The organism is Fibrella arboris, assembly GCF_041321095.1.
Lineage (GTDB): Bacteria > Bacteroidota > Bacteroidia > Cytophagales > Spirosomataceae > Fibrella > Fibrella arboris.
The window spans coordinates 32,163-55,996 of the sequence record NZ_JBGGWE010000019.1; the positions used below are offsets into that span (position 1 = coordinate 32,163).

Here is a 23,834-nt window from a genome sequence, read left to right on the forward strand (position 1 = left end):
ACGAACATAAAATAGAGTCGATGACCATTCATGCTACTACCGTTGTGGGTATCCGCCACAACGGCCAGGTTGCTCTGGGTGCCGATGGACAGGCTACCATGGGTAATACTGTTGCGAAAAGCAACGTTAAGAAGATACGTCGGCTGGCTGGCGGTAAAGTGCTGGCGGGTTTTGCCGGCTCAACGGCCGACGCGTTTACGCTGATCGAGCGTTTTGAAGAGAAACTCAGCAACTATAATAACAACCTGCGTCGGGCGGCTATTGAGCTGGCGAAGGACTGGCGCACCGACCGCTTTCTACGTAAACTGGAAGCCATGATGATCGTCGCTTCACAGGATGATTTGCTCATTATTTCAGGTACGGGCGATGTGCTCGAGCCCGATATGGATGTGGCGGCCATTGGCTCGGGCGGTGTCTATGCCCAGTCGGCTGCGTTGGCGCTCAAAAAACACGCGGCGCACCTCACCGCTGCCGATATGGTCACTGAAAGCCTGCATATTGCCGCTGACGTATGCATTTACACGAACCATAACCTGATGATTGAGCGAATTGATGCCGTCTAGCCAACGGGTTATCAACAAACGGGCAAATCGAGCGTTGTATAATCACCTCTATACGTCAGTTAAATGCGCTTGTTTCCAGCCCTATCTCCAGACCGTGTTAATCGCCGGATCGCGTTAAGCTTTCTGCTGGCGATTATACTGATCAGTGTGGGGTTTGCGCTCTCCTTCTATAGCTATATCCGGACCAAACAAGATAACGAACGGTTATCCCATACGTTTGAGGTCATCAACACGCTGGAAGATATTTTGTCGCTCACCAAAGACATTGAAACTGGTACGCGGGGTTATCTGATTACCCGGAAAACGATCTTCCTGGATCCGTGTCTCCAGGCATTACCGAAAATTCACCCTGAATTAACAAGACTACGGGCGCTGGTCAACGACAACCCGCAACAGCAACGGGCAACCGATACGCTGAGCCGATTGATTGATGCCAAAATTGAGATATCGAGCAGGCAGATCAGACTTAATCCCCGGGCCGCCGAATCCATACGCCAGTCGTACCTGCTGGTTGGTAAAATGCGTATGGATCACATTCGGCAGCAGGCAGCCAAAATGATCGACCGCGAACAGGCTTTTATGAAATTGCGAAGCTCAAACGCACACCGATCATTTCAGAATACGTTGGTCCTCATTTTTGCGCTGTCGCTGCTCACCTTCGCGGTCTTACTGATCTCGTACAACCTGCTCGATCGTGAACTGCATCGCCGGATGGTGAACGAACTTCAACTGAGGCAATACGAAAACCAGTTACAGGGCAAGATTCAGCAACTTGAAATCTCGAACCAGGAACTGGAACGCTTTGCTTTTGTGGCCAGTCACGACATGCAGGAACCACTGCGTAAGATCCAAACGTTTGGCGATCTGCTCAACCAGCATTATGCCCCAATGGTAGAAAGCGATGGCCGACTCTATCTGAGTAAAATGCTTACTTCGGCCGATCGCATGTCGAAGCTGATCCGTGATCTGCTGACGTTTTCGCGGCTGAAAAACCAACCCGATGCCTTTCAGCGCGTGTCTGTTGGCGACGTCCTTGATCGGGTCCTGCTGGATCTGGAAGTGCCCATCCGCACGTCTGGCGCTTCGATCACGATCGGTCCTATGCCTGTGCTGGATGCTGTTCCCTCGCAGTTGGACCAGCTCTTCAACAACCTGATTGGCAACGCCCTGAAATACACAAAACCCGACACAGTGCCTGTTATCAGTATTTCGGCCGATCGGATCGATGAGGAAGCTGACCCAGGTGTATTGACCAGCCAACCTTACTACCAGTTGACCGTTACGGATAACGGCATCGGGTTTAACGAAAAATACCTCGATCGAATTTTTGATGTATTCCAGCGGCTGCATGCAAAAGCGCAGTATGAGGGCACCGGCATTGGGCTGGCTATCTGCAAACGCGTAGTGGCCTATCATCACGGGTCCATCACCGCTCGCAGCCAGGAAGGCATCGGCACTACCTTCATCATTACCTTACCAGAAATTCAGCGTACACTGGCAGTCAGTGGCACCGAACCAGCTGAGACCATAACCGGATAACAGGCTGATTATCGAGGCTACAGGGATACCAGCAGCACAAACAGGCGTTCGATCTGCGGCGTGAGGGCCGCGTATTTCCCTTCGGCGTATTTGTTGATCATCAACGAAAAACACATCAATGTGCCGTCGGTAGCCGTGAAATAGCCTGCGTAGGCCCGTACCCCCTCGATAGTGCCGCTTTTAGCCCGCACATTGCCCGCCGCCTTTGTGTTTTTCGCCAGCCCGCGTACCGTACCCGTTTGCCCCACTACGGGAATGCTGGCATAAAACGCCGGATAGGCGCCTTCACGGGTCATGGCTGCCAGAATAGCCGTGAGGTTGTCGGTAGACATACTCCCCGTTGTTGACAGGCCACTGCCGTCGCGGGGCCTGAAGCCGGCCAGATCAAGGCCTTTGCTTTTCCAGAAACCAGTGATCGCCGAGATCGATTCGGGCCAGCTGGTAGGCGCCTGCTTTAGTTGCCGGGCAGCCGACCGCATCAGGGCTTCAGCATAGAGGTTAATGCTCTGAAAATTGGTTTCGCGTACCAAATCACTCAGGGGCGGCGATACGTACCTGGCAATTTCTGTTCGGGCTATTGTTTTGTTGCCCAGTGGTTTATTGCCAATACCTGCTCCCATTGCGCTTGTTGAATACGTGCCTGACAGCAACGTACCCAGCCTATACGCCGCCGCGCTACCCGTTACCCGAATGCTATCGCGGCGGAGTTGTTCAGTGATGGCATAGGCCGTAAAGAATGCCGGGTCGGGTATAGCTCCTTTTACGGCAAACTCATTGCTGTTGGCCGGAATGGTGCCTGCCAGGGTGGCTGCCTGCTGAAAAGGTGCCCCATAAATGTTTACCTCGTCGCCGGAATTAGCCGGACCGATAGTTACCTGATTCGTAAACGCCAGGAACGGCATGGCCGGGTCGGTCCGTACTACCGGAGCCGGGGCGCCAGGCGCTGGCCCGGATTTGAAATAAACCCGGTAGAGGTTCTCATTAAAATTAAGGCCAAACAGGCCCGCACCATAATAATTTCCCAGGTCACTGAAGGGCCAGCTGTCGGGAACAGGCTGATCATTGAAGAAGCTGGCATCGCCCAGCACGGCTCCGTCGATGCGCCGAATTCCTGCCTGCCGCACCCGCCCTGCTATATCTTTCAACAGTGCCGACCAGGCCGGGTAACCGGCAAACCGACCACTCCCCAACGATGGGTCGCCGGTGCCGCGCAGGTATAAATTGCCCTGCAACGTACTGTCTTTGATCACGCCGTCGTACTCCAGCGTGGTTGTGTATGAATAGGCGCCACCCAACGTGGCCAGGGCCGTTGCCGTAGAAACCAGCTTTAATGTCGATGCCGTTGACAGACTAGTGACATCATTCTGCCCGAATAGCACTTTCCCATCATGCACCCGCCTCACCGATAGCGCTACGATACCGTTGCTGGCCAGTGGACCGGTCTGTAAGGAAATGGCCCAGGTACGCAGGCGCTGTAACGCAGCCGAGTCGGGAGAGAGCTGCAATGAAGGCTGCGGTGAAAGCTGCCCCTGCGCTAGCGCCGGCAGCATACCAGCGGCCAGCATCCAGACGATTAAGATACGGCGAACAGAGCCATGAAGTAAGGACAAGGCGGGGTAGATAGGCACGAGGCGGGGGTTAGGCTGTTCAGGCCTTTTTTGTAGCTTTGCAAAGCTAAGGGAATTCAGCATACCGTATCTGCGTTATAGAAAAGCCCTTTTTAACCGCCCGATGACTAATCGAGTCGGCCCGGCACGCGGCCTCTGATGAGGAAACGTACTGCCTGAACGAGCCGGCGTTGACATACTAATACGGTAAATACCACGCATGAAATTAACATTTTGGGGAGCCGCCCAGCAGGTAACGGGCAGTATGTACCTGCTGGAATTAGAGGACGATTACCGCATTCTGATCGATTGTGGTTCTGATCTGGAGCGCTCGAACGGACAAACTCCCCCCGTTGAACAATCCGTCAATACTGGTTTCTTTCCATTTGAAGCCTCCAGTATCAATGTCGTGCTGCTCACGCACGCCCATATTGACCATTCGGGCAACCTGCCCAACCTCTACCGCGAAGGCTACGAAGGTCAGATCCTGTGTACTGAAGCCACCTTCGCGCTCACCGACATTCTGCTGAAAGATGCCGCCTCGCTCAACCAGCGAAAGATCAATGAACTGAGCGGCAGCAAAAAGAAGAAAGTCCTCGACAAGCAGGTGAAACTTCAGAAAGAACTGTTTCTCGATAAGCAGGTCCGCGAAAGCATGGACAGTGTGGTAGCGCTTCAGTTTGGCCGCAAATTCCGCCTTACCGAATCATGCAGCGTCACGTTCTTCCCGGCGGGTCACCTGCTTGGTGCCGCGCATATCGTGGTCGATGTATTTGAGAATGGCCAAAAGAAAAGCATCTGTTTCTCGGGTGATATTGGCCGGAAGAACTACCCCTTGCTGGTTGATCCCGCCACGGTTCCGCCCGTCGACTACCTGATTTGTGAATCGACCTACGGGAATCGGCTTCATAACGACACCGAATCACCCGAGGATGCCCTGGCCGACGTGATCAAACGTACCTGCATCGACATTCCGGGCCGGCTGATCATTCCAACCTTCTCCGTGGGACGTACCCAGTCGCTGCTGTATACGCTTAACCGCCTCTATACACAGCGTGGCTTCCAGCCGATCAAAGTGTTCTCAGATAGCCCGATGGGGTTCGAAAGCACCAAGGTGTACGCCAAGCATATCCGCCAGCTAAGCAAGGAGGCCCGCGATTTCTTCGACGAGAACGAAACCCTGTTCGACTTCGAGAATTTCGAGTTTCTGGAATCGAGCAAAGCCAGCAAGGCGGTGTCTGATTACAATGAACCGTGCATTATCATCTCCTCGTCGGGCATGGTACAGGGCGGGCGTGTTGAGTACCACGTAGCCGCCAACATTGGCAACCCGTATTGCACGATCCTGCTGATCGGCTACTGCGCCGAAGGTACCCTGGGCTGGCGCTTGCTGAACGGGCAACCCACGTTGACCATCAAAGGCGAAGAGAAGCAAGTGCTGGCCAACATCGAAAAGATCGATGTATTCAGCGGGCACGGTGACCGTAATGATTTGCTCAATTTCGTGCAGATGCAATCGCCCGAAACCTTGAAAAACATTTTCCTGGTACATGGCGAAGCCAGTAGCATGGAATCCTTTAAAGAAACACTAGCCGAGGCAGGGTACACGAACGTGCAGATTCCCGCCAAAGGCCAGACGTACGAACTTTAAACCAGTTTACAGTTTGCTGTTTACAGTTGCGCTGCTTATAAGAACTTTGATCAGGAGCAGTGCAACAGTAAACAGCAAACTGTAAACTTCAAAGATGAAAACCTACCTCGACTTTGAGAAGCCTATTGCCGACCTGGAGGGCCGGCTCGATGAGATGAAACGGCTGGCCGAGACCAGCAAAATCGACGTTTCAGAGGCAGTACAGACGCTCGAACAAAGCATCGACCGGCTTCGGCACGATTTGTTCCAGAACCTCACGCGCTGGCAGCGGGTGCAGTTATCGCGTCACCCGGATCGCCCCTATACCCTCGACTACATTGAGCGGATGTGCGATCAGTTCATCGAACTCCACGGCGACCGGACCGTGCGCGATGACCCGGCGATGGTCGGTGGTTTTGCCGAAATCACCCATGGCGACGGTGATGCGGCATCCCGACCGGGGCAGACGGTCATGATCATTGGTCAGCAAAAAGGCCGGAACACGAAACAACGGCAGCAGCGGAACTTCGGCATGGCCAATCCCGAAGGGTATCGCAAGGCATTACGCCTGATGAAGCTGGCCGAGAAATTCAACCGGCCCATCGTCACGCTGATCGATACGCCGGGTGCGTTTCCGGGTCTCGAGGCCGAAGAGCGCGGACAGGGTGAAGCCATTGCCCGCAATCTGAAAGAGATGTTTATGCTGAAGGTGCCGGTGATCTGCATCATCATCGGCGAAGGAGCATCGGGCGGTGCCCTGGGTATTGCCATTGGCGACCGGGTGCTGATGCTCGAAAACACCTGGTATTCTGTTATTTCACCGGAATCGTGCTCGTCGATCCTGTGGCGTAGCTGGAACTATAAAGAGCAGGCCGCCGAAGCGCTGAAGCTCACCGCCGCCGACATGGAATCCTTCCATCTCGTCGACGGAATCATCGACGAACCACTGGGCGGTGCTCATCACGACCACGCCGCCATGGCTGACATTCTGAAAAAAACCATCCTCGATACGTTGGCCGAATTAAACACCATGACGCCCGAACAACGCATCGACAGCCGCATCGACAAGTTCTGCGCAATGGGTGTGGTGGTGGAATAAAAAACTGTTTACTGTCTTCAGTTTACGGTTGCTCCGCCAGCCAACCATAAGGTTTATTAGCGGAGCAACAGTAAACTGAAGACAGTAAACTTATTTCAACGCCAATCTGATATGCGCCAGATGGTGTTGCGCGTGCCAGACAACCATATCGATCGCCTGCGCCAACGACACGTTAATTTGTCGGAATGGATGGTAGTAGGCCCTTTGCCAATCAGCTTCCGGCAACTGTTCGTAGCAATAAGCCAGCCGCTCGTGTAGCCCCTCCAGAATAGACAGCGACGGAGCTACTGGCATATTGTGCCCGTCGGGTTGGCCCGCCCAGTCATTTACGTTGCTGAACATCCCCGGCGCAATGTCAGGTAGCGTTAGCGCGTGTTTAATTCGGAAATAATGCCACTGGTGCGTATCCGCAACGTGGTGTACCACTTGCCGCACCGTCCAGCTACCGGGGCGGTAGGTACGTGCCAGTTCTGCATCAGAAAGTGATTCGGTTACTTGCCGGTACTGCGCTGGCAGTTCGCGGAGTTGTTGAATGCGGGTACGCAGTTCGTCGGCAGTGAACTCAGTTTGGCCCGACCAGCGGCCTATTGGAAATTGGCGGGGATCGTCAGTTTGCATAGTCAAAGAGTGAATGAGCGACTTGTGAAAGTGTGCCCTGCAAACTTACAGACTTCTCTCCGTTACCACTTTCACTGATCCCTTCTTTACTTCGGTTCCGACAGCTTAAGGCCGATGATGGCTACGGTCAGCAGCCCAACGAAAAATAGCTCGGCGAATGACCACGGAGCTTTTAAAATCAGCACGTCGGCCAGTTTGATGAACACCAGCGTACCGGCGGTCCAGATGCCAAAAGCGGTAGCAAGCGGAACGTACCTGAACGCCATATTCAGGAAAAACACATTGGCCAGTCCCGACGCTATGTTGATCAACACCGGAATAAGGACTGGTGGCGTGATACGCAGGTGTAATAGCGCGTTGAAATCAGCGTATTTCAGCGAATACGTCCAGGCGGTCTGACAGGCAGCAGCCAGCAAAAGAGCGATCCAGGCCATGCTGGCAAAGTACGGTGCTGCGCTGGTACGTTGACCGACTGGGTACGTTATGAAATCATTATCTGTCAGTGGAAACCAATTCTTGCCTGTGGGTATTTCGTAGTCCACGCATCCTGCCGCTATTCCTTATCTTTTGTTAACGAGTCGACTGCCGGGCTTACGGCAACTTTGTGGCGTAATCAAACCAGGGCTGTTATGGCCTCATCTACATGAAAACGCTACTGAAGCTCGAAGAAGCGGCGCAATTCGCCTTATCAATCGTCCTGTTCACCAAACTCCCTTTTGCCTGGTGGCTCTACCCTGCTCTGTTGCTGGTTCCCGACGTTAGTATGCTTGGGTACCTTCTGACTAATACCGCTGGCGCCTTCATGTATAACCTGGTGCACCACAAAGCAACCCCCATTCTGATTGGTATCGCCGGGCTTCTTTCCGGGAACAGTTACCTCCTGCTGACGGGTATTATCCTGTTCGGCCATTCGGCCATGGACCGGATGATGGGCTACGGCCTTAAATACAATAAAGGATTCAAATTCACCCATTTAGGCCAGGTTGGCAATGGGCAACTCCAGGAAAGCAGGTGACTAATCGGGTAAGTATTGCCTGTATGGTCTTTCCTTAATGATCGTATACGTGTATCACGCGCAACAAGTGGCCACGCGATGTACCTGCTCCTGTCAGGGCAGTTTGTGGCAGGTGTTTCCATACCCGTAGCTGGTGCTGGTATCGGTCAGTTGTTGGCCGGGCGATACAGCTACTCCCTTTCGAGGTGACTTTTATAGTTCTTGAACAACTTTTTAGCATGGCATTAGAACAAACATGGCGCTGGTTTGGGCCCAAAGATCCCGTTAGTTTATCCGATGTACGGCAGGCCGGGGCCACTGGCATCGTATCGGCGCTGCATCATATTCCCAACGGACAGGTCTGGACAGTAGCCGAGATTCAGCAACGGAAAGATGAGATCGAACAGGCTGGCCTGACCTGGTCGGTAGTTGAGAGCGTACCCATTCACGAAGACATCAAGAAAGCGTCAGGGAATTACAGGCAGTACATCGAGAATTATAAAGAATGCCTGGTCAATCTGGCGCAGTGCGGCATCGATACGGTCTGCTACAATTTCATGCCTGTGCTCGACTGGACACGCACCGACCTCGACTATCCATTACCCGACGGATCACGGGCGCTCCGGTTCGACATGACCGAGTTCTGTGCATTCGAGGTGTATATTCTAAAGCGGCCGGGGGCCGATAAAACCTATTCAGCCCAGCAACTGAGCCGGGCTAAAAACTGGCTGGATGGGGCCGATGAAGCGGCCGTGCAGAAACTGACCCGCAACATCATTGCCGGCCTACCGGGCAGCGAAGAAAGCTTCACCCTCGAAGCCTTCGCCGATGTGCTGACCACCTACGACAATGTAGACGAAGCGGCCCTACGCACCAATCTATACTCGTTCCTGAAAGCCGTTACGCCGGTGGCCGAAGATGCCGGTATCCTGCTGGCCATTCACCCCGACGATCCGCCGTTCCCGATTCTTGGCCTGCCCCGCGTAGTGAGTACGGAAGCAGATGCCCGGCAACTGCTGGCGGCCTACGAGAGCAAGCATAACGGCCTGTGTTTCTGTACGGGCAGCTATGGCGTTCGTGCCGACAATGACCTGCCCGGTATGGTTGAACGCCTGGGCAACCGTATCAACTTCGTTCACCTGCGAGCCACCCAACGCGATGCTGACGGCAATTTCCACGAAGCCGATCACCTGGCCGGTGATGTTGACATGTATGGTGTGATGAAAAACCTGTTGCTTGAACAGAAACGGCGACGGGAAGAAGGTCGCCCGGATCTACGTCTACCGTTCCGCCCCGACCACGGCCACCGTATGCTCGATGACCTGAACCCAACCAAACGAACCAACCCAGGCTACACCGCCATTGGTCGCCTACGTGGCCTGGCCGAACTGCGCGGCCTGGAAATGGGTATTGAACGGGGGTTGTAGACGTTGTTAAGGCCGCATTTAACTGCCAAGCGTCAGTTGCCAAAGCATATCAGTAGTAAGCACGTTTGCAAAACCCCTCTCCTGTAAACCAGTGTAGAGGGGTTTATCGCCTGTCCATAGCGAAGCCCCAAGTTGTATAGTGAGTGCTACAAATTCGGCATCATCAATATCAGCGACTAACTCTTGGGCTTCCTGCCAAAATTCTTCCGCAATAAGATTCTCATTGATAAATTGAATCCGGCTAAACACCAACGAAATGGAGGTGTTTAGCCGGATTCTGTCATCTTTCTGGCTGCTTTCAACAGTTTCCCTTTATGACGAGTCAACTCTGTTTGCAAGTATTCGCAACTGTAGAATGAAATAGAATCGTCAGTATTGAAAAGTAAATCGCCAATCCTACCATTTGAGTTTAAAATGGCTCTAAAAACGATATTCGTATCGACCACTATTCTCACTTAACAACCTTTTTCCCGCTGGCAGACCACCGTCCTCTATTGAACTCACTGCTTATCTGATCAACCTCTTCCTGGGTTGCCTCGCTACTGGCGGTTGCGTCTTTGTAGGTCAGGTAATTTAGTATACGCTGCAATTCTTCTACATTTATCGCCGCCGATAAATGTACAATTACCTCATTTTGTGTGCGTTCTACAGTCATACAGTTTACTCCTTATCTGTAACTAAGATAACACTTTTCTACAAAAAAAAGCCCCTGCTCTTTATGCGGGGGCTCCTTAACTCGACTAGTCTGAACATTACCCTACAGAACCTTCGAGGCTGATTTCGAGCAATTTCTGGGCTTCAACGGCGAACTCCATCGGGAGTTGGTTCAGGACTTCTTTAGCGTATCCGTTGATGATCAGGGCTACAGCCTGCTCGGTTGGAATACCGCGCTGGTTGCAATAGAAAAGCTGATCCTCACCGATTTTCGACGTGGTGGCTTCATGCTCAACCGTGGCCGACTGGTTTTTTACTTCAATGTACGGGAACGTGTGCGCCCCACATTTGTCACCAAGCAACAGCGAGTCGCACTGTGAGAAATTCCGGGCGTTATCGGCGCGTTTCATTACTTCGACCAGTCCACGGTATGAGTTCTGGCTCTTACCAGCCGAGATACCTTTCGACACAATCCGGCTCTTCGTATTCTTACCGATGTGCACCATTTTGGTGCCCGTATCGGCCTGCTGCATATTGTTGGTCACCGCTACCGAATAGAACTCACCGATCGAATTATCGCCTTTCAGAATAACCGACGGGTATTTCCAGGTGATCGATGAACCCGTTTCAACCTGCGTCCAGGATATTTTGGCGTTCGCTTCGCAGATACCGCGCTTGGTCACGAAGTTGTAGACACCACCCAGCCCATTTTTATCACCGGGATACCAGTTCTGAACGGTCGAGTATTTAATCTCGGCGTTATCATGGGCGATCAGTTCTACGCAGGCGGCATGCAATTGATTCTCGTCACGCATGGGGGCCGTACAGCCTTCCAGATAACTTACGTATGAGCCTTCATCGGCGACGATCAACGTCCGCTCGAACTGACCGGTACCGGCTGCGTTGATGCGGAAATAAGTTGACAACTCCATTGGGCAACGAACGCCTTTTGGAATATAACAGAACGAACCGTCGGTGAACACAGCCGCGTTCAGGGCCGCGAAGTAATTGTCTTTGGGTGGAATAACCGAGCCCAGGTATTTCTTTACCAGCTCAGGGTGATCGTGAACAGCTTCAGAGATAGACGAGAAAATAATGCCTTTCTCAGCCAGTTCCTTCTTGAAGGTCGTGGCTACCGAAATCGAGTCCATAACGGCATCGACCGCTACACGTGGGCGCTCAATGGGGTTGCCATTGGCATCAACGGGTTCGTCTACCACGCCCGACAGGCGCTTCTGTTCTGATAGCGAGATACCCAACCGCTCGAACGTCCGGCGCAGTTCAGGGTCGATCTCATCGAGCGAGCCAACTGTTTTCTGCTGCTTCGGGGCTGAATAATAGATAATATCCTGATAGTCAATCCTGGGGTATTTGACATTGGGCCAATGGGGCTCTTCCATTGTCTGCCACAGCCGGAACGCATTCAGACGCCATTCCAACAGCCATTCGGGCTCGTTTTTCTTGGCCGATATAAAGCGAATAATATCATCGTTCAGCCCTTTGGGAGCTTCATCCGCTTCAATCAGGGTTTCAAACCCGTACTTGTACTCAGCGTTGGTAATGCTCTCTAAGAGTTCAACTTCTTTGCTCATGATTGGTTGGCAATTGCCGGTGAAAGCGAGTGTAACGACAAAACGGCTCGCTACGGTTTAAGAACGTATCGTACAAAATTAACAAAATCGCATCAGGCTCTGTTCCTGACGCTTGAAATAAGGTTAGGTTAGATTGGCTGGTTGATGGGTATGGAGGCGGTTTGTTGCTGACGCGAGGGGCCGCCGCTACAAATCAACCAACCGGCCCCAGTGATTAACCAACTTTGTAGATCTGGCAACCGCTTTCTTCAAAAATCAGCATTCCCTGCCCTGCCGGCGATTCAACGTCACCGACGGCGGCCGTGAACAGGTACGTGTCACCAACCTGCCACGCCAGGGCTGTTCCGGCCACAGCGTCTTTGTCTGGCCTTTGTTTCCAGGTTACTGGCTGGCCAGCAATATCTTTCCAGATCTGTTCGGCAAAGGCGCGCATCCGGCCAATGGCAACGAACTGCCCGGCGTTCTGGCCCCATACGAACGGGCCGTGGGTCACCTTGTCGGGTTGCGCTTCATCCGAAATACGGAATACGTAGAGCTTAGTATACTCTTCGTTGGCGCCCCGCTTGCCGTGCTGGTTACGGATCTCGAACCCAAGCCCGACGTAGCTGGGCAATTCAGGCAGGAACAGGCTGATGAAATACCGGAACAGGTTACCGGTCCGGTAAAATGCATCGAAGCGCGGGTCGTCTTTATCGGCGGTCATGACCGTGAAATTGGGCGCAAATTGTCGGGTTTCGGCCAGTGCCAGGTACGTGCCAAGCTGCTCGTTGAACGTACCTGAGCCAACTACCATCGATTGCAGATCACCCAGCGTAGTGTCGGCGTCGATCGCTTCGAGGTGATCGGCTTCGTTGCCATAGGCCATGGTATCGGGTGGGGCCAGGAAGGTCTCGGCGAAGAAGGCGAAATGCGGCGTTCCCTTGGCCTGTACGTAGTGCTTGATGGTGCGTAGGGGATCGTAATACGCGTCGGGTGTGGCGGGCACACCGTCTGGGCGAAGTTGCACGTGGGCCATGTCGCCACGCATGAAGTCGAAGCCGAACTGTTGCTGGCAAGCGTGAACGTGCTGGCATATATACTCCCAGGCTGGCTGGTTGGGCCGGTCGAAATCGAGCTGCCAGTCGCGGTTATCGTTGTGGCTGTGGTAGAATTTGTACCGCGCCAGTGGGCCGAACACCCGCGAGAATGGCTGCGGCTGGTTGAAGCTGTACTGATACCACACCTGCCCGAACTCATCGGTCACGAAATCATCGGGCACGATGTGCAGGCCCCGGTAGGGTGGGGCCATGGTCATGGGCAGCGTTTCGAAGCCCTGCGCCGTCAGGTGTTTGATGAGATCGAGGCGACGTTGCAGCCGACCGCTGTAATCGCCGGGGCGACCGAAGAGAATCAGGTGTCGCTGCTGGTCGGTCAGCAGCGGAATCCGGGTCGAGAAGAAGACACTCTTCGAGTACGTGATCGGGCTGTTATCAGCGCTGCCGTGTTGCTGCAGAAACTGCCAGATGACCTCTTCCACATGCCGGTACACGTTCTCGGAATGATCGACTAGCCGGTGCCCATCGCGGTGTACCCACTCGAACAGGGCCGGGTGCACCAGCGCCATTTCCGAGAACCGATCCGTATGCGGGATCACGTCCATGCCCACGGTGCGGCCCATGGCATGGATCAGGTTCACGACCACTTTCAACTGCTTATCGACGGTATCGAGCGTGGGAATGAACCGGGCCAGATCGACGCTATAAAATTCGGGGTTGATCTGCCAGCTCACCATGCCGTAGAGGCTTCCCACTACGCCCGGCTCCCAGATGGGCAGCAGGTGAATGCTGTCGTGGCAGGCGGGCAAGGTCAGTATGTAGTTGATCACATTCCAGAACGAACCGATGGTACGCACATTGATGCCCACCATCCGGCTTTGCTTCAGCCAGGCTCCATGCTGCTGCCCCAATACCGGCGAGGCCACATGCTGCTGCGGGTCGAGCGCCTTCCGCATCATATCGGTACCGAGTCTTTTTTGCAGAATATCGAGCGTTTGATAGACCGAAAACTGTACGGCTGTTTGCGGCAGCAGATTAGGTACGTAGCTAATTTTACCTGACTGATAGTCAGCCAGGTACGTTGGGTACTGGCGTTGCCAGTCGGCAGAAAGTGTCTGGATAGTGGTCGGCATAAAGCAAAAGTAAGTTTTCACTACAGAGTTACACAGCACGAACACGGAGTTGCGCAGAGAAGATACGACAAGCGGTATAACTCTGTGGCGAAAATACCGGTTTATACATGTGTATGCAGGACGTAATTATCATCGGCGGCGGATTGGCCGGCTTAATCAGCTCGATTGAACTGGCGCGGGCGGGCTTTACTGTTACGCTGATTGAGCGAAAGACCTACCCGTTCCATAAAGTCTGCGGCGAATACGTTTCCAACGAGGTGCGCCCGTACCTCGAATCACTGGGTGTTGATCTGGATAGCCTCGGTGCCGCCCGGATCACCGATTTCTGGCTGTCGGCTCCGTCAGGAAAGTTACTGACAGCCCCGCTCGACCTGGGTGGGTTTGGTGTTTCCAGGTACGTGCTCGACCATCAGTTGTACCAGCTTGGTCTGGCAGCAGGCGTCGATTTCCGGCTTGGCCACCGTGTAGATGCCGTCCTGTTCGGTAATGACCAGTTTACGGTTACGCTGGCCAACGGCCATACACTAGCGGCCCGGCTCGTGCTGGGTACGTTCGGCAAACGATCGAAGCTCGACAAAACGCTCGATCGGGCTTTTATGCAGCGCCCATCCCCTTTCGTTGGCGTGAAGTACCACATTACTGGCGTCGACTTTCCCAAAGACGTTATTGCCCTCCATAATTTCCCGGATGGTTACTGCGGCATGTCGGCCATTGAAGAGAACAAGTATTGCCTCTGTTACCTGACCACCCGCGCCAACCTGCGAACGCACGGCACCATTCCAGCCATGGAGAAAGCCATCTTGCACCAGAATCCGCATCTACGGGCTGTTTTCGAGTCAGGTACGTTCCTGTACGACCGGCCCGAGGTGATCAACGAAATATCGTTCGCGCCGAAACAGGCCGTTGACAATCATATACTGATGGTGGGCGATGCGGCCGGCTTAATTACGCCGCTTTGCGGAAACGGCATGGCAATGGCTATTCATGGTGCCAAACTGGCTAGTGGGCTGGCCAACCGTTTTTTACGGAATGAACTCACCCGCGCTGACCTGGAACGTACCTACCAAACCAACTGGTCGGCGCTGTTCAGTCGGCGGCTTTGGGTGGGGCGCACCGTGCAGCAACTCTTTGGCCAATCATGGTTAAGCGAAGCGGCCGTAGCTGTCTTTGGCGCCGTAAAACCTGCCCTACGAACGGTAATGAAACAAACGCATGGTCAGGTGATTGCCACCTGAAACTTGCTTGGTGTGCCGTATGATAAGTAACTAAGCGAATAAGTGCGGTAGCGCTGACCAACTCGGGCAACGGGCACCGTTTAGTTATTAACTCAACGTAATCGGCCAACCTGTATCATGAAATCGCTCCACGCTTCTGCCTTGTTCCTGTTTCTGCTTTTTGTCGCCTGTCAGAAATCTGTTGATCCGGTAGTTACCCGCATTGTCAACACACCGGACCCAGTAACAGCGCCGGTCAGCAACACACCAACGTTGGTCAGCAGCACTGTGAGCTTACCTGCCCTGGCAGATCTATATAGGCAATTTGCCGCGCCCATCCCCGCATCGGCCACGCAGCGACTCAAAGAAATAAACGTGTACAAAGACAGTAGCCTGGTAGCCAAATCTACATGTCAGTACAACCCGGTGGGCTTACTGGCCTCACGGATTTTCATAGAAGGGCAACCCGGCGGCATTGTCAGCCGGGTCATTTCATACACCTACGGCACCGACTCGCAATTGCTTCGGGAGGCCGTCTCCAACCTGGCCACCAGCGGATCAGAAGCGCCAACGAGCCTCACGGAATATGCTTATACCAACGGGCTGCTGGCGTCGGTATCCCGACAATCGAGGGTTTCGTTTTATCCGCTCAACCTGAACAACCACACAACCTATCAGTACACCGGGAAGGCATTGACCAGCGCCACATCCTTAAGTTATTATAACGCCCTTTGCTCCTGCAATACAGCTTATCCAACCGATTCGACCCGACAGGTTTTTTCCGCCGATACAAAGCAGACCACTCGCGTCGATTCGGTCTGGCTGGTTTGTCCGCCAAGCGCCGCATGTTCAAGTCAGTTTAGTAGGCAGGTAGCCACCAAAACGGAGCGGGATGCCAGGGGAAACATCGTGTTGATGCAGACCAGTGCCAATAGCCAGCCACAAGCGAGCTATACGTATAGCCATCAATACACTGGTCCCGATGGGTTAATCAGTAGTTCAGTCAACCAGACATTGGGCCTGCGCTACGTCTTCGTTTACGAAGGTAAATAGCCTTTTCTTGAGCCATTTGACACTTTTTGTGTCCTGTCAAGCCGCAGATTCGGCAAATGAGCATACCTTGAAACATGATCAAGTTATGCTGTCTTTTTCTCTTGCAGGGTTTGTGCCTGCTCTCTTTCGCTCAACAGAATCTGGTCCCCTACGTGCATCCGCTGATTGGCACCGAGAAAATGGGGCATACGTACCCGGGAGCCACCACGCCGTTCGGCTCCGTTCAGCTTAGCCCCGATTCCGATACGCTCCCGTACGATGTTAATGGAAAATACAATGGCGATGTGTACCGCTACTGCGCGGGTTACAAGTACGAAGACAAGACCATTGTGGGTTTCAGCCACACCCATTTCAGCGGCACCGGCCATTCAGACCTCGGCGACTTCCTGATCATGCCCACCCAGGGTACGTTGCAGCTCAACCCCGGCGTGGCCAACGATTCGAAAACGGGCTACCGGTCGGCTTTTTCACACGCGAATGAAGTGGCGCAGGCCGGTTACTATAAGGTCAAACTCGACGACCACAACATTATGGCCGAACTAACGGCTTCTGACCGGGTAGGTTTTCATCAGTATACGTTTCCCAAATCCGACCAGTCGCACATCATCCTGGACCTGGCCGCGGGTATCTACAATTACGACGACAAAACCGTCTGGACGTTTGTGCGGGTGGTGAACGACACGCTGATCACGGGCTACCGGCAAACCAACGGCTGGGCACGCACCCGAACGGTTTATTTCGCCCTGTCGTTCTCGAAGCCGTTTAAAGCCTACGGCCAGAAAAACCTGGACAAGGCGCAGGTGTATCGGGGTTTCTGGCGCAAATTTGATCAGACGCGCAACTTCCCCGAGATTGCCGGCAAGCGGGTCCGTATGTATTTCGACTTCGATACGAACGAAGGCGAGCAGGTTAAACTGAAAATGGCACTCTCGCCGGTTAGTCAGGAAAACGCGCTGGCCAACATGCAGGCCGAGATTCCTCACTGGAATTTTGAGCAGGTAAAAAACAAGGCACAGGCCGCCTGGAATGGGGAACTGAACAAGATTCAGATCGACGCGGCCGAGGATGACAAGGTGAATTTCTACACCGCCATGTACCACGCCTTCATCAACCCGACTACCTACATGGACGTCAATGGCCAGTATAAAGGGCTGGATCAGGGCGTGCATCAGGCCAGCGGTTTTACCAATTACACCACCTTTTCGCTCTGGGATACATACCGCGCACTGCACCCTTTCTTCAACCTGATGCAGCCCGCCCGAAACAACGACATGGTGCAGTCGATGCTGAAACATTATGAGCAGAGTACGTTGAACATGCTACCGGTCTGGTCGCACTACGCCAACGACAACTGGTGCATGAGCGGCTACCACAGCGTCTCGGTGCTGGCCGACGCGGTGGTTAAAGGCGTGTTTAAAGGCGACCCGAATCAGGCCCTCGACGCCTGTATTGCCACGTCGAATCACCGGAGTTATGAAGGCATCGGCGAATACATTGATCGGGGCTACATACCGGCAACGGCCAATGGCACGTCGGTGTCGAATACGCTCGAATATGCCTACGACGACTGGTGCATTGCCCAACTGGCGAAGAAACTGAACCGGCAGGCTGTGTATGCCACGTACCTGAAACGCTCAGAGAACTGGAAAAATGTCTATGATGCGGCTATCGGCTTCATGCGTCCGCGCCTGGCCGATGGTTCATTCAAACCGGCATTCGACGTATTCAGTACCGACGGACAGGGCTTCATTGAAGGCAATTCGTGGAACTTCAGCTTCTTCGTTCCACAGAATCCAACGGCTTTGGTAGCGACGATGGGCGGCCCCAGAAAATTTGCCGCCCGGCTGGATACCTTGTTCGCCATGCACCTGCCCGACAAGTTTTTCGCCGAAACGGAAGATATCACCCGCGAGGGCATCATTGGCGGCTACATCCACGGCAACGAACCCGCCCACCACATTGCCTACCTCTATAACTGGGCCGGGCAACCCTGGCGCACCCAGGAACGTATTCGGCAGATTCTCCGCATGCAATACAAACCGACACCCGACGGCCTGGGCGGTAACGACGACTGCGGACAGATGAGTGCCTGGTACCTGTTTTCGGCCATGGGTTTTTATCCCGTAGCACCGGGCTCGACGGATTATTCGCTGGGTAGCCCACTGGTTAAAAGCGCCAAACTAACGCTGGAGAATGGGCAGACGCTAACGATCGAGGCCCTGAATCAGAGCGACAAGAACGTGTACGTCTCGAAGGTAGTCTTCAACGGAGCAACGCTGTCTCAGCCGGTTATTACCCACGAAGACCTGCTGAAAGGCGGCAAGCTCACCTTCTACATGAGCGCCAAGCCGACGAAGAAGTAGGCGCGGGTTGATACGGGCTGTTGTTGCTTTCGCCTAGCCCTTCGACTAGGCGAAAGCAACAACAGCAGATATAATCAAAAAAGGCCCTCCACGTAAGCGGAGAGCCTTTTTTGATAGTAGAACCTTTTAACCCTACCGGTCGTAATCCGTGTTTTGCGGATTGAAATTCGTCCAGCCAGCGATCCAGTTATCAGCGCCGAACGCACCCCGGTAGGTTGTTTGTGTAAAGAACGAGCCGGTCAGTTTGCCACCGGTCACCGCGCCGCCTAACAGGGTTGAGCCCGTCTGCGGCAGGAAGTTGGGAGCCGACGTACTGAAGTTCGCCGAGTTGAGCATCAGTGCGCCGATGTCGCCTGAGCTAACGATCTGGTTCTGGCGCGCCGCCGTGGTCAGGTACGTGTTTGCTACAGCATCGGTGATGGCCGCACCACCTACAACCGGCGATAGTGTGTTGGCAAACACGTTGCCGCGCAGGTCAATAATGCCGGCCGTGCTAGTCAGACTGGTGCCAATGCCCGCCAGGGTACCTTCAATACGAATCCCTTCCGGGTAGCCGTAAACCAGCGAGTTGTAAAGGCTAATCCCCGTATTGCGGCGCAAATAAATACCCGACTGGTAATAGCCCGTCAAGGCATTGGCCGCCGAGATGGCCGTAGGCGTGGTGCTGGTGCCGAAATTGCTCATGTTGGCAAAAACCGGGGCCGTTTGTGGTAATCCATTCTGACGGGTCAGTGGTGTGCCGTCGGCGTTTTCGCCCGGATCGTAATTCTGCGACTCAAAACCATTGCTACCCGATGGGTCGGCCACGGTGGCATCGCGCAGGGCCACACCAAACTGTACCTGGCCCGTATAGCCCCAATCGGTGCTCCAGTCGTCGTCGGTAGTGCGATTGGCAACCAGGTATTTAGCAGGTACAGTACCACCAAACCAGCCAAAGGCGTCGCCGCTGCTCTGGGTCACCTGCACGTGGTTGATCACCGTACCCGTGCCGACGCCGATGAGCGTCAGGCCAGCCAGTTTACCATTCGGCGTGCCGCGCTGCCCTGTGCCGGCATACTCGATCCGTACGTATTGCAGCGAGCCGCTATTATCTTCCGGTTCGTTATAGGTCTCGGCATTACCCCGAACGCCACCAAAGTAGAGGGTTGCCCCCGGCCGGTTGGTGGGCGATTTACCAATCAACACTACACCGCCCCAATCGCCGGGAAAACGCTGCCCAGCCGGTTTATTCGATGTAAATATGATCGGCTCGGTAGCGGTGCCGTTGGCAATCAGCTTACCCAGCCGCTCGACCACCAACGTACCTGCGTTACTCTGCCCGGTTGGGTCAAGGTCTGCACTGCCTCCTTTGATCACCGTACCCGCCTGAATAGTCATGGTATAATTGGCGGCCACGTAGACAAAACCCCGCAGCAGATAGATCGTATCTTTCGACAGGTTGCGGTTGCGGAATAGAGTGCCCGATAGTTCAACTACCGGTTTCAAAGGCTTGGGCGATACTGTGAACGAAGTAGTGCTTTGCACCGTAGTGCCGCCTACCGTTACTGCAATAGCCCCGCTTTGGGCACCTGTAGGTACCGTAACCACCAGCCGCGTCGCTGAGGCCGATACGACAGTGGCGACAACGCCACCAATACTAACGGTGTTGCTGCCGGGCGTTGTGCTGAAATTTGTTCCGTTGATGGCAATGGTACTGCCCACCGGCGCAGATGCCGGATCGATGCTCGTTACCGTTGGCACTACAGGCGTGGGCGTTGGCTCAGGACCCGGATTTTTACAAGCTGCAAAGAAGGCCAACAGCCCAAAAACCAGCCAGAAGGCGTGAAGCCGCCATGGAGAAGTTTTCATGAAAAGAAGTATAACGTAGATGAATGAGTGGGCCGATCCATACAGCCCCTGTCAACTGCAAGTACGACAAACGTATACATCTAGTATATAGCCTACTGTAGAATGTTATCCAACGATCCATTTCCTCCATAGGATAATAGCCATTCCCCGAATTAGTCTATTTTACTACGTATCACGGCCATCAGATCGGAATGGCCGTGGTGCTTTTTATCTCGGCCATGACGAAAAAACTGCTGATATGCACAATGCCGACAATGACCGACAGCCGTTCACGGTAAAACTGGTTGTAGGCATCCATATCAGGCACAATAACATGGATCAGGTAATCGAACGTACCCGACACCAGGTGGCAGCTCAGCACTTCGGGCAGATCAAGAACGGCCCGATCGAACCCCGCAAACGTATCGGCAGTCTGCTTATCGAGGGTAATCTGACAGAAAACGGTCAGCGGATTACCGATTTTCCGTTTGTCGAGCACGGTAACGTACCGGTCAATCACGCCCTCCCGTTCCAGCCGTTTGATCCGTTCATGAACAGGTGTTTTCGATAAACTGATGCGCTGTCCTATTTCCTGAATAGTCAGTCGTGCATCAGCTTGTAACTGGGTCAGAATGGCCCGGTCAATCTTATCAAGCTCCATATGAAGTCGGCGAACGGAAAAATGAATAGTCGGGAATGTCAAAACAAGGGTCAGAAAGAATATTATCCTAATAAAGCACCATATATAAGTGAAATTTCCCAAATAAATAACTAATACTAGAAAACAGTAGTTGATTTTTTAGTTTTGTAAGTATTAACACAGAGCACTCTCAACTTCAGAAACCGCATGGTCATTGGCGTCCCTAAAGAGATCAAGAACAACGAGAACCGCGTGGCTTTAACGCCGGCGGGTGTAGCCGAACTGCGTAAGCATGGGCATACGATCTATGTGCAGGTCAACGCCGGGGTGGGTAGCGGCTTCAACGATGACGAATACATCGGGGCTGGTGCAATCATGTTGCCAACCATTGATGAAGTCTACGGCATTGCCGAGATGATTATCAAGGTTAAGGAGCCGATTGCGCAGGAGTACCCGCTGATCAAGGAGAACCAACTGTTGTTCACCTATTTCCATTTCGCTTCGTCGGAAGAACTGACGCACGCGATGATCGAAAAAGGGGCCGTTTGCCTGGCTTACGAAACCGTTGAAAAAACGGACCGCAGCCTGCCGTTGCTGGTTCCGATGTCGGAAGTTGCCGGGCGGATGGCGATTCAGGAAGGGGCCAAATACCTCGAAAAACCACAGCAGGGCCGCGGTATCCTGTTGGGTGGCGTACCCGGCGTGAAACCAGCAAAAGTGCTTGTTCTGGGTGGTGGTATCGTAGGTACACAGGCAGCCCGCATGGCAGCAGGCCTGGGTGCACACGTGACGCTGATGGATGTTAGCCTGCCCCGGCTGCGTTACCTGGCCGACGTGATGCCGGCCAACGTCGACACGATGATGTCGAACGAATACAGCATTCGGGAAGAAATCAAAACGGCTGATCTGATCATTGGCGCCGTGCTGATCCCAGGCGCAAAAGCCCCGCACCTGATCACCCGCGATATGCTGAAACTGATGCGGCCCGGCACCGTGCTGGTCGACGTGGCCGTTGATCAGGGTGGTTGCATTGAAACGTGCCGCCCCACTACCCACGAGAACCCGACGTTCATCATCGACGACGTTGTACACTATTGCGTTGCCAATATGCCCGGCGCGGTTCCGTACACCAGCACGCTTGCCCTGACGAATGCTACGCTTCCATATGCGCTTCAGTTGGCCAATAAAGGCTGGTTGAAAGCCTGCCGCGACAATGCCGAGTTGAAAGTGGGCCTCAACGTGGTTGAAGGCAAAGTGGTGTATAAAGGCGTTGCCGATGCCTGGGGACTACCACTGGTTCATGTAGACGACTTATTGACAGAAGAAATTCTGGACTAACGATATTACTAATTCATCGACGAACGCAGGCCGTTCCCTTCTGGGAGCGGCCTTTTTTGTGGCTGGGATGTAGCGCCGAAGCTCGGGCTTTGGTAGTGAAATAGTTATGTGCCTACTGAAGCTCGGGCCTCGGCGCTACCTCTCACAGGTACGTCCCGACCAGGTCCTGCCATTCATCCCGTAAACTTCCTTTGAAAACGGGTTTGCCAGCGCGGCGGTACCAGTAACCGGCGTTGAAAGCATCACCTTCTTTCCGGTGTAAATAGGCATGAAGGTGATCGTATGAAGGTGTCCCTTCCTGTAACTGAGCAATGTTGTGAGCCGCCGCCCATTCGCCCCGGGCATCATGCCAGAGCGCTGTCAGAATTGGGTTTAGATCGGCAGGGGGTGTTTTGTCCTGCAACGAGGCGGTGAATTGATCGAGGTTCATAAGCAAAATACAGACTACTAACTAAATACGTGTATTGGTAATAAGCGGTTTTCTCTAGCTTGCGCTACAAAGCACGTACCTGCCAATCAGTCAGGTACGTTCCTAAAACCGCAGTTATATGCAAACAATTCTAGGCGCCGGTGGAGCTATCGGCATTGAAGTGGCTAAAGCCCTTACCAACTACACCGATACAATCCGGCTCGTGAGCCGGACTCCAAAAAAAGTCAACGATGCCGACATACTCTTTCCTGCCAATCTGGACGACCCGGCGCAGGTGCTGAAGGCCGTTGAAGGCAGCGATGTCGCCTACCTGACCGTTGGCTACGAATACAAGACCAAACTCTGGCAGGAAAAGTGGCCGACATTGATCAAAAACGTGGTCGACGCGTGTAGCCAACATCAGTGCAAACTGGTCTTCTTCGACAACATCTACGCCATTGGTGGTGATAACGTCAGACACATCACGGAGTCGTCGCCGATGAGCCCTTGTAGCCAAAAAGGGGACGTCCGGGCGGCGGTTGACCGGTATGTGCTGGAAGCCGTTGAGAAAGGCAAGCTTGACGCCATCATTGCCCGTGCTCCCGACTTTTTCGGACCAACGAGCCGGCAAACCAGCATCACCATGAACCTGATCTATGATAACCTGGTGAAAGGCAAAAAGGCCCAGTGGTTTTGCGATGCTAATCGAATACACTCGACCGGCTATACGCCCGACCTGGGCCTCGGCACGGTTATGCTGGGTAACGCCGCCACGGCCTACAACCAGATTTGGAACCTCCCCGTCGATCCGATACCACCAACCGGCCAGGAATGGGCTAACCTGTTTACGCAGGAAATGCCCACATCAACCGCACCGGCAGGCGTTCAGGTACTACCAGGCTGGGGCCTCTGGACACTGGGTTTGTTTGTGCCCATCCTGAAAGAGATGTATGAAATGCGTTACCAGTACGACCGCGACTACTTTTTCGACTCCGCCAAGTTCAACACCGCGTTCAACTACACGCCCACCACTAATGCCGCCGCTGTAAAAGAAACGGTAGCGGCGCTGGGAGGAATTGGCTTATAAATTTTCACGTCAT

Annotated in this window: 22 protein-coding genes; 11 read left to right on the forward strand and 11 right to left on the reverse strand. The window is 53.7% G+C overall.

Features of this window, described 5'->3' with window-relative positions; genetic code table 11:
- The first annotated feature begins 20 nt into the window (after window positions 1–20).
- Window positions 21–563: an ATP-dependent protease subunit HslV gene (hslV, locus tag ACAW75_RS24010; protein ID WP_370731321.1), complete on the forward strand. Its 543-nt coding sequence runs from the start codon at window positions 21–23 to the stop codon at window positions 561–563.
- Window positions 564–626: 63 nt separating this feature from the next.
- A complete protein-coding gene (locus ACAW75_RS24015) occupies window positions 627–2,102 on the forward strand; it encodes a sensor histidine kinase (protein ID WP_370731322.1) in 1,476 nt (491 codons plus the stop codon).
- Between the two features lie 17 nt (window positions 2,103–2,119).
- On the opposite strand, the gene dacB is transcribed toward ACAW75_RS24015, so the two are convergent.
- The gene (dacB, locus tag ACAW75_RS24020) at window positions 2,120–3,730 is read right to left on the reverse strand and encodes a D-alanyl-D-alanine carboxypeptidase/D-alanyl-D-alanine endopeptidase (protein WP_370731323.1); all 1,611 of its coding nucleotides are present in this window, start codon (window positions 3,728–3,730) and stop codon (window positions 2,120–2,122) included.
- A 199-nt stretch (window positions 3,731–3,929) separates the two neighbouring features.
- Between dacB and ACAW75_RS24025 the strand changes: the two genes are divergently transcribed.
- Window positions 3,930–5,360 (forward strand): MBL fold metallo-hydrolase RNA specificity domain-containing protein, encoded by a 1,431-nt coding sequence (locus ACAW75_RS24025; RefSeq protein WP_370731324.1) that lies wholly within the window; start codon window positions 3,930–3,932, stop codon window positions 5,358–5,360.
- A gap of 94 nt (window positions 5,361–5,454) precedes the next feature.
- Complete coding sequence (locus ACAW75_RS24030; protein WP_370731325.1) at window positions 5,455–6,438, forward strand: acetyl-CoA carboxylase carboxyltransferase subunit alpha; 984 nt, start codon at window positions 5,455–5,457, stop codon at window positions 6,436–6,438.
- A gap of 90 nt (window positions 6,439–6,528) precedes the next feature.
- Here ACAW75_RS24030 and ACAW75_RS24035 read toward each other — a convergent pair whose 3' ends face one another.
- Both ACAW75_RS24035 and ACAW75_RS24040 read right to left on the reverse strand, forming a co-directional pair.
- Window positions 6,529–7,056: a YfiT family bacillithiol transferase gene (locus ACAW75_RS24035; protein WP_370731326.1), complete on the reverse strand. Its 528-nt coding sequence runs from the start codon at window positions 7,054–7,056 to the stop codon at window positions 6,529–6,531.
- An 86-nt stretch (window positions 7,057–7,142) separates the two neighbouring features.
- A complete protein-coding gene (locus tag ACAW75_RS24040; protein WP_370731327.1) occupies window positions 7,143–7,598 on the reverse strand; it encodes a DMT family transporter in 456 nt (151 codons plus the stop codon).
- A gap of 101 nt (window positions 7,599–7,699) precedes the next feature.
- Between ACAW75_RS24040 and ACAW75_RS24045 the strand changes: the two genes are divergently transcribed.
- Window positions 7,700–8,071 (forward strand): DUF4260 domain-containing protein, encoded by a 372-nt coding sequence (locus ACAW75_RS24045; protein ID WP_370731328.1) that lies wholly within the window; start codon window positions 7,700–7,702, stop codon window positions 8,069–8,071.
- A gap of 218 nt (window positions 8,072–8,289) precedes the next feature.
- On the forward strand, window positions 8,290–9,477 hold the full coding sequence (uxuA, locus tag ACAW75_RS24050; protein WP_370731329.1) for a mannonate dehydratase: 1,188 nt from the start codon (window positions 8,290–8,292) through the stop codon (window positions 9,475–9,477).
- Between the two features lie 18 nt (window positions 9,478–9,495).
- Here uxuA and ACAW75_RS24055 read toward each other — a convergent pair whose 3' ends face one another.
- The 5 genes from ACAW75_RS24055 to ACAW75_RS24075 form a co-directional block, all read right to left on the reverse strand.
- Window positions 9,496–9,753, reverse strand: a complete 258-nt coding sequence (locus ACAW75_RS24055) for a PIN domain-containing protein (RefSeq protein ID WP_370731385.1) — start codon at window positions 9,751–9,753, stop codon at window positions 9,496–9,498.
- Window positions 9,744–9,932, reverse strand: coding sequence for a PIN domain-containing protein (locus ACAW75_RS24060; protein WP_370731330.1), 189 nt, complete (start codon window positions 9,930–9,932; stop codon window positions 9,744–9,746). Before ACAW75_RS24060 ends, ACAW75_RS24055 begins: the two co-directional genes overlap by 10 nt.
- Entirely contained in the window at window positions 9,929–10,132 is a 204-nt protein-coding gene (locus ACAW75_RS24065; protein WP_370731331.1) for a hypothetical protein, read from the reverse strand. The genes ACAW75_RS24060 and ACAW75_RS24065 overlap by 4 nt, the downstream gene beginning before the upstream one ends.
- Before the next feature lie 97 nt (window positions 10,133–10,229).
- Entirely contained in the window at window positions 10,230–11,723 is a 1,494-nt protein-coding gene (gene sufB / locus ACAW75_RS24070) for a Fe-S cluster assembly protein SufB (RefSeq protein ID WP_370731332.1), read from the reverse strand.
- Between the two features lie 214 nt (window positions 11,724–11,937).
- Window positions 11,938–13,890, reverse strand: a complete 1,953-nt coding sequence (locus ACAW75_RS24075) for an alpha-amylase family protein (RefSeq protein WP_370731333.1) — start codon at window positions 13,888–13,890, stop codon at window positions 11,938–11,940.
- Between the two features lie 113 nt (window positions 13,891–14,003).
- On the opposite strand from ACAW75_RS24075, the gene ACAW75_RS24080 reads away from it, so the two are divergent.
- From ACAW75_RS24080 to ACAW75_RS24090, 3 genes are all read left to right on the forward strand, one after another.
- A complete protein-coding gene (locus ACAW75_RS24080; protein ID WP_370731334.1) occupies window positions 14,004–15,125 on the forward strand; it encodes an NAD(P)/FAD-dependent oxidoreductase in 1,122 nt (373 codons plus the stop codon).
- A gap of 117 nt (window positions 15,126–15,242) precedes the next feature.
- The gene (locus ACAW75_RS24085) at window positions 15,243–16,157 is read left to right on the forward strand and encodes a hypothetical protein (RefSeq protein ID WP_370731335.1); all 915 of its coding nucleotides are present in this window, start codon (window positions 15,243–15,245) and stop codon (window positions 16,155–16,157) included.
- 74 nt (window positions 16,158–16,231) lie between these two features.
- The gene (locus ACAW75_RS24090) at window positions 16,232–18,520 is read left to right on the forward strand and encodes a GH92 family glycosyl hydrolase (protein WP_370731336.1); all 2,289 of its coding nucleotides are present in this window, start codon (window positions 16,232–16,234) and stop codon (window positions 18,518–18,520) included.
- Window positions 18,521–18,652: 132 nt separating this feature from the next.
- Here the strand turns inward: ACAW75_RS24090 and ACAW75_RS24095 are convergent, their stop codons facing one another.
- Window positions 18,653–20,368: a beta-helix domain-containing protein gene (locus ACAW75_RS24095; RefSeq protein WP_370731337.1), complete on the reverse strand. Its 1,716-nt coding sequence runs from the start codon at window positions 20,366–20,368 to the stop codon at window positions 18,653–18,655.
- 181 nt (window positions 20,369–20,549) lie between these two features.
- On the reverse strand, window positions 20,550–21,008 hold the full coding sequence (locus tag ACAW75_RS24100; RefSeq protein WP_370731338.1) for an Lrp/AsnC family transcriptional regulator: 459 nt from the start codon (window positions 21,006–21,008) through the stop codon (window positions 20,550–20,552).
- Between the two features lie 186 nt (window positions 21,009–21,194).
- On the opposite strand from ACAW75_RS24100, the gene ald reads away from it, so the two are divergent.
- Window positions 21,195–22,325, forward strand: a complete 1,131-nt coding sequence (gene ald, locus ACAW75_RS24105) for an alanine dehydrogenase (protein WP_370731339.1) — start codon at window positions 21,195–21,197, stop codon at window positions 22,323–22,325.
- A 142-nt stretch (window positions 22,326–22,467) separates the two neighbouring features.
- Here the strand turns inward: ald and ACAW75_RS24110 are convergent, their stop codons facing one another.
- Complete coding sequence (locus ACAW75_RS24110) at window positions 22,468–22,755, reverse strand: hypothetical protein (RefSeq protein ID WP_370731341.1); 288 nt, start codon at window positions 22,753–22,755, stop codon at window positions 22,468–22,470.
- Between the two features lie 118 nt (window positions 22,756–22,873).
- On the opposite strand from ACAW75_RS24110, the gene ACAW75_RS24115 reads away from it, so the two are divergent.
- On the forward strand, window positions 22,874–23,821 hold the full coding sequence (locus tag ACAW75_RS24115; protein WP_370731342.1) for an NAD-dependent epimerase/dehydratase family protein: 948 nt from the start codon (window positions 22,874–22,876) through the stop codon (window positions 23,819–23,821).
- The last annotated feature ends 13 nt before the right edge of the window (window positions 23,822–23,834 follow it).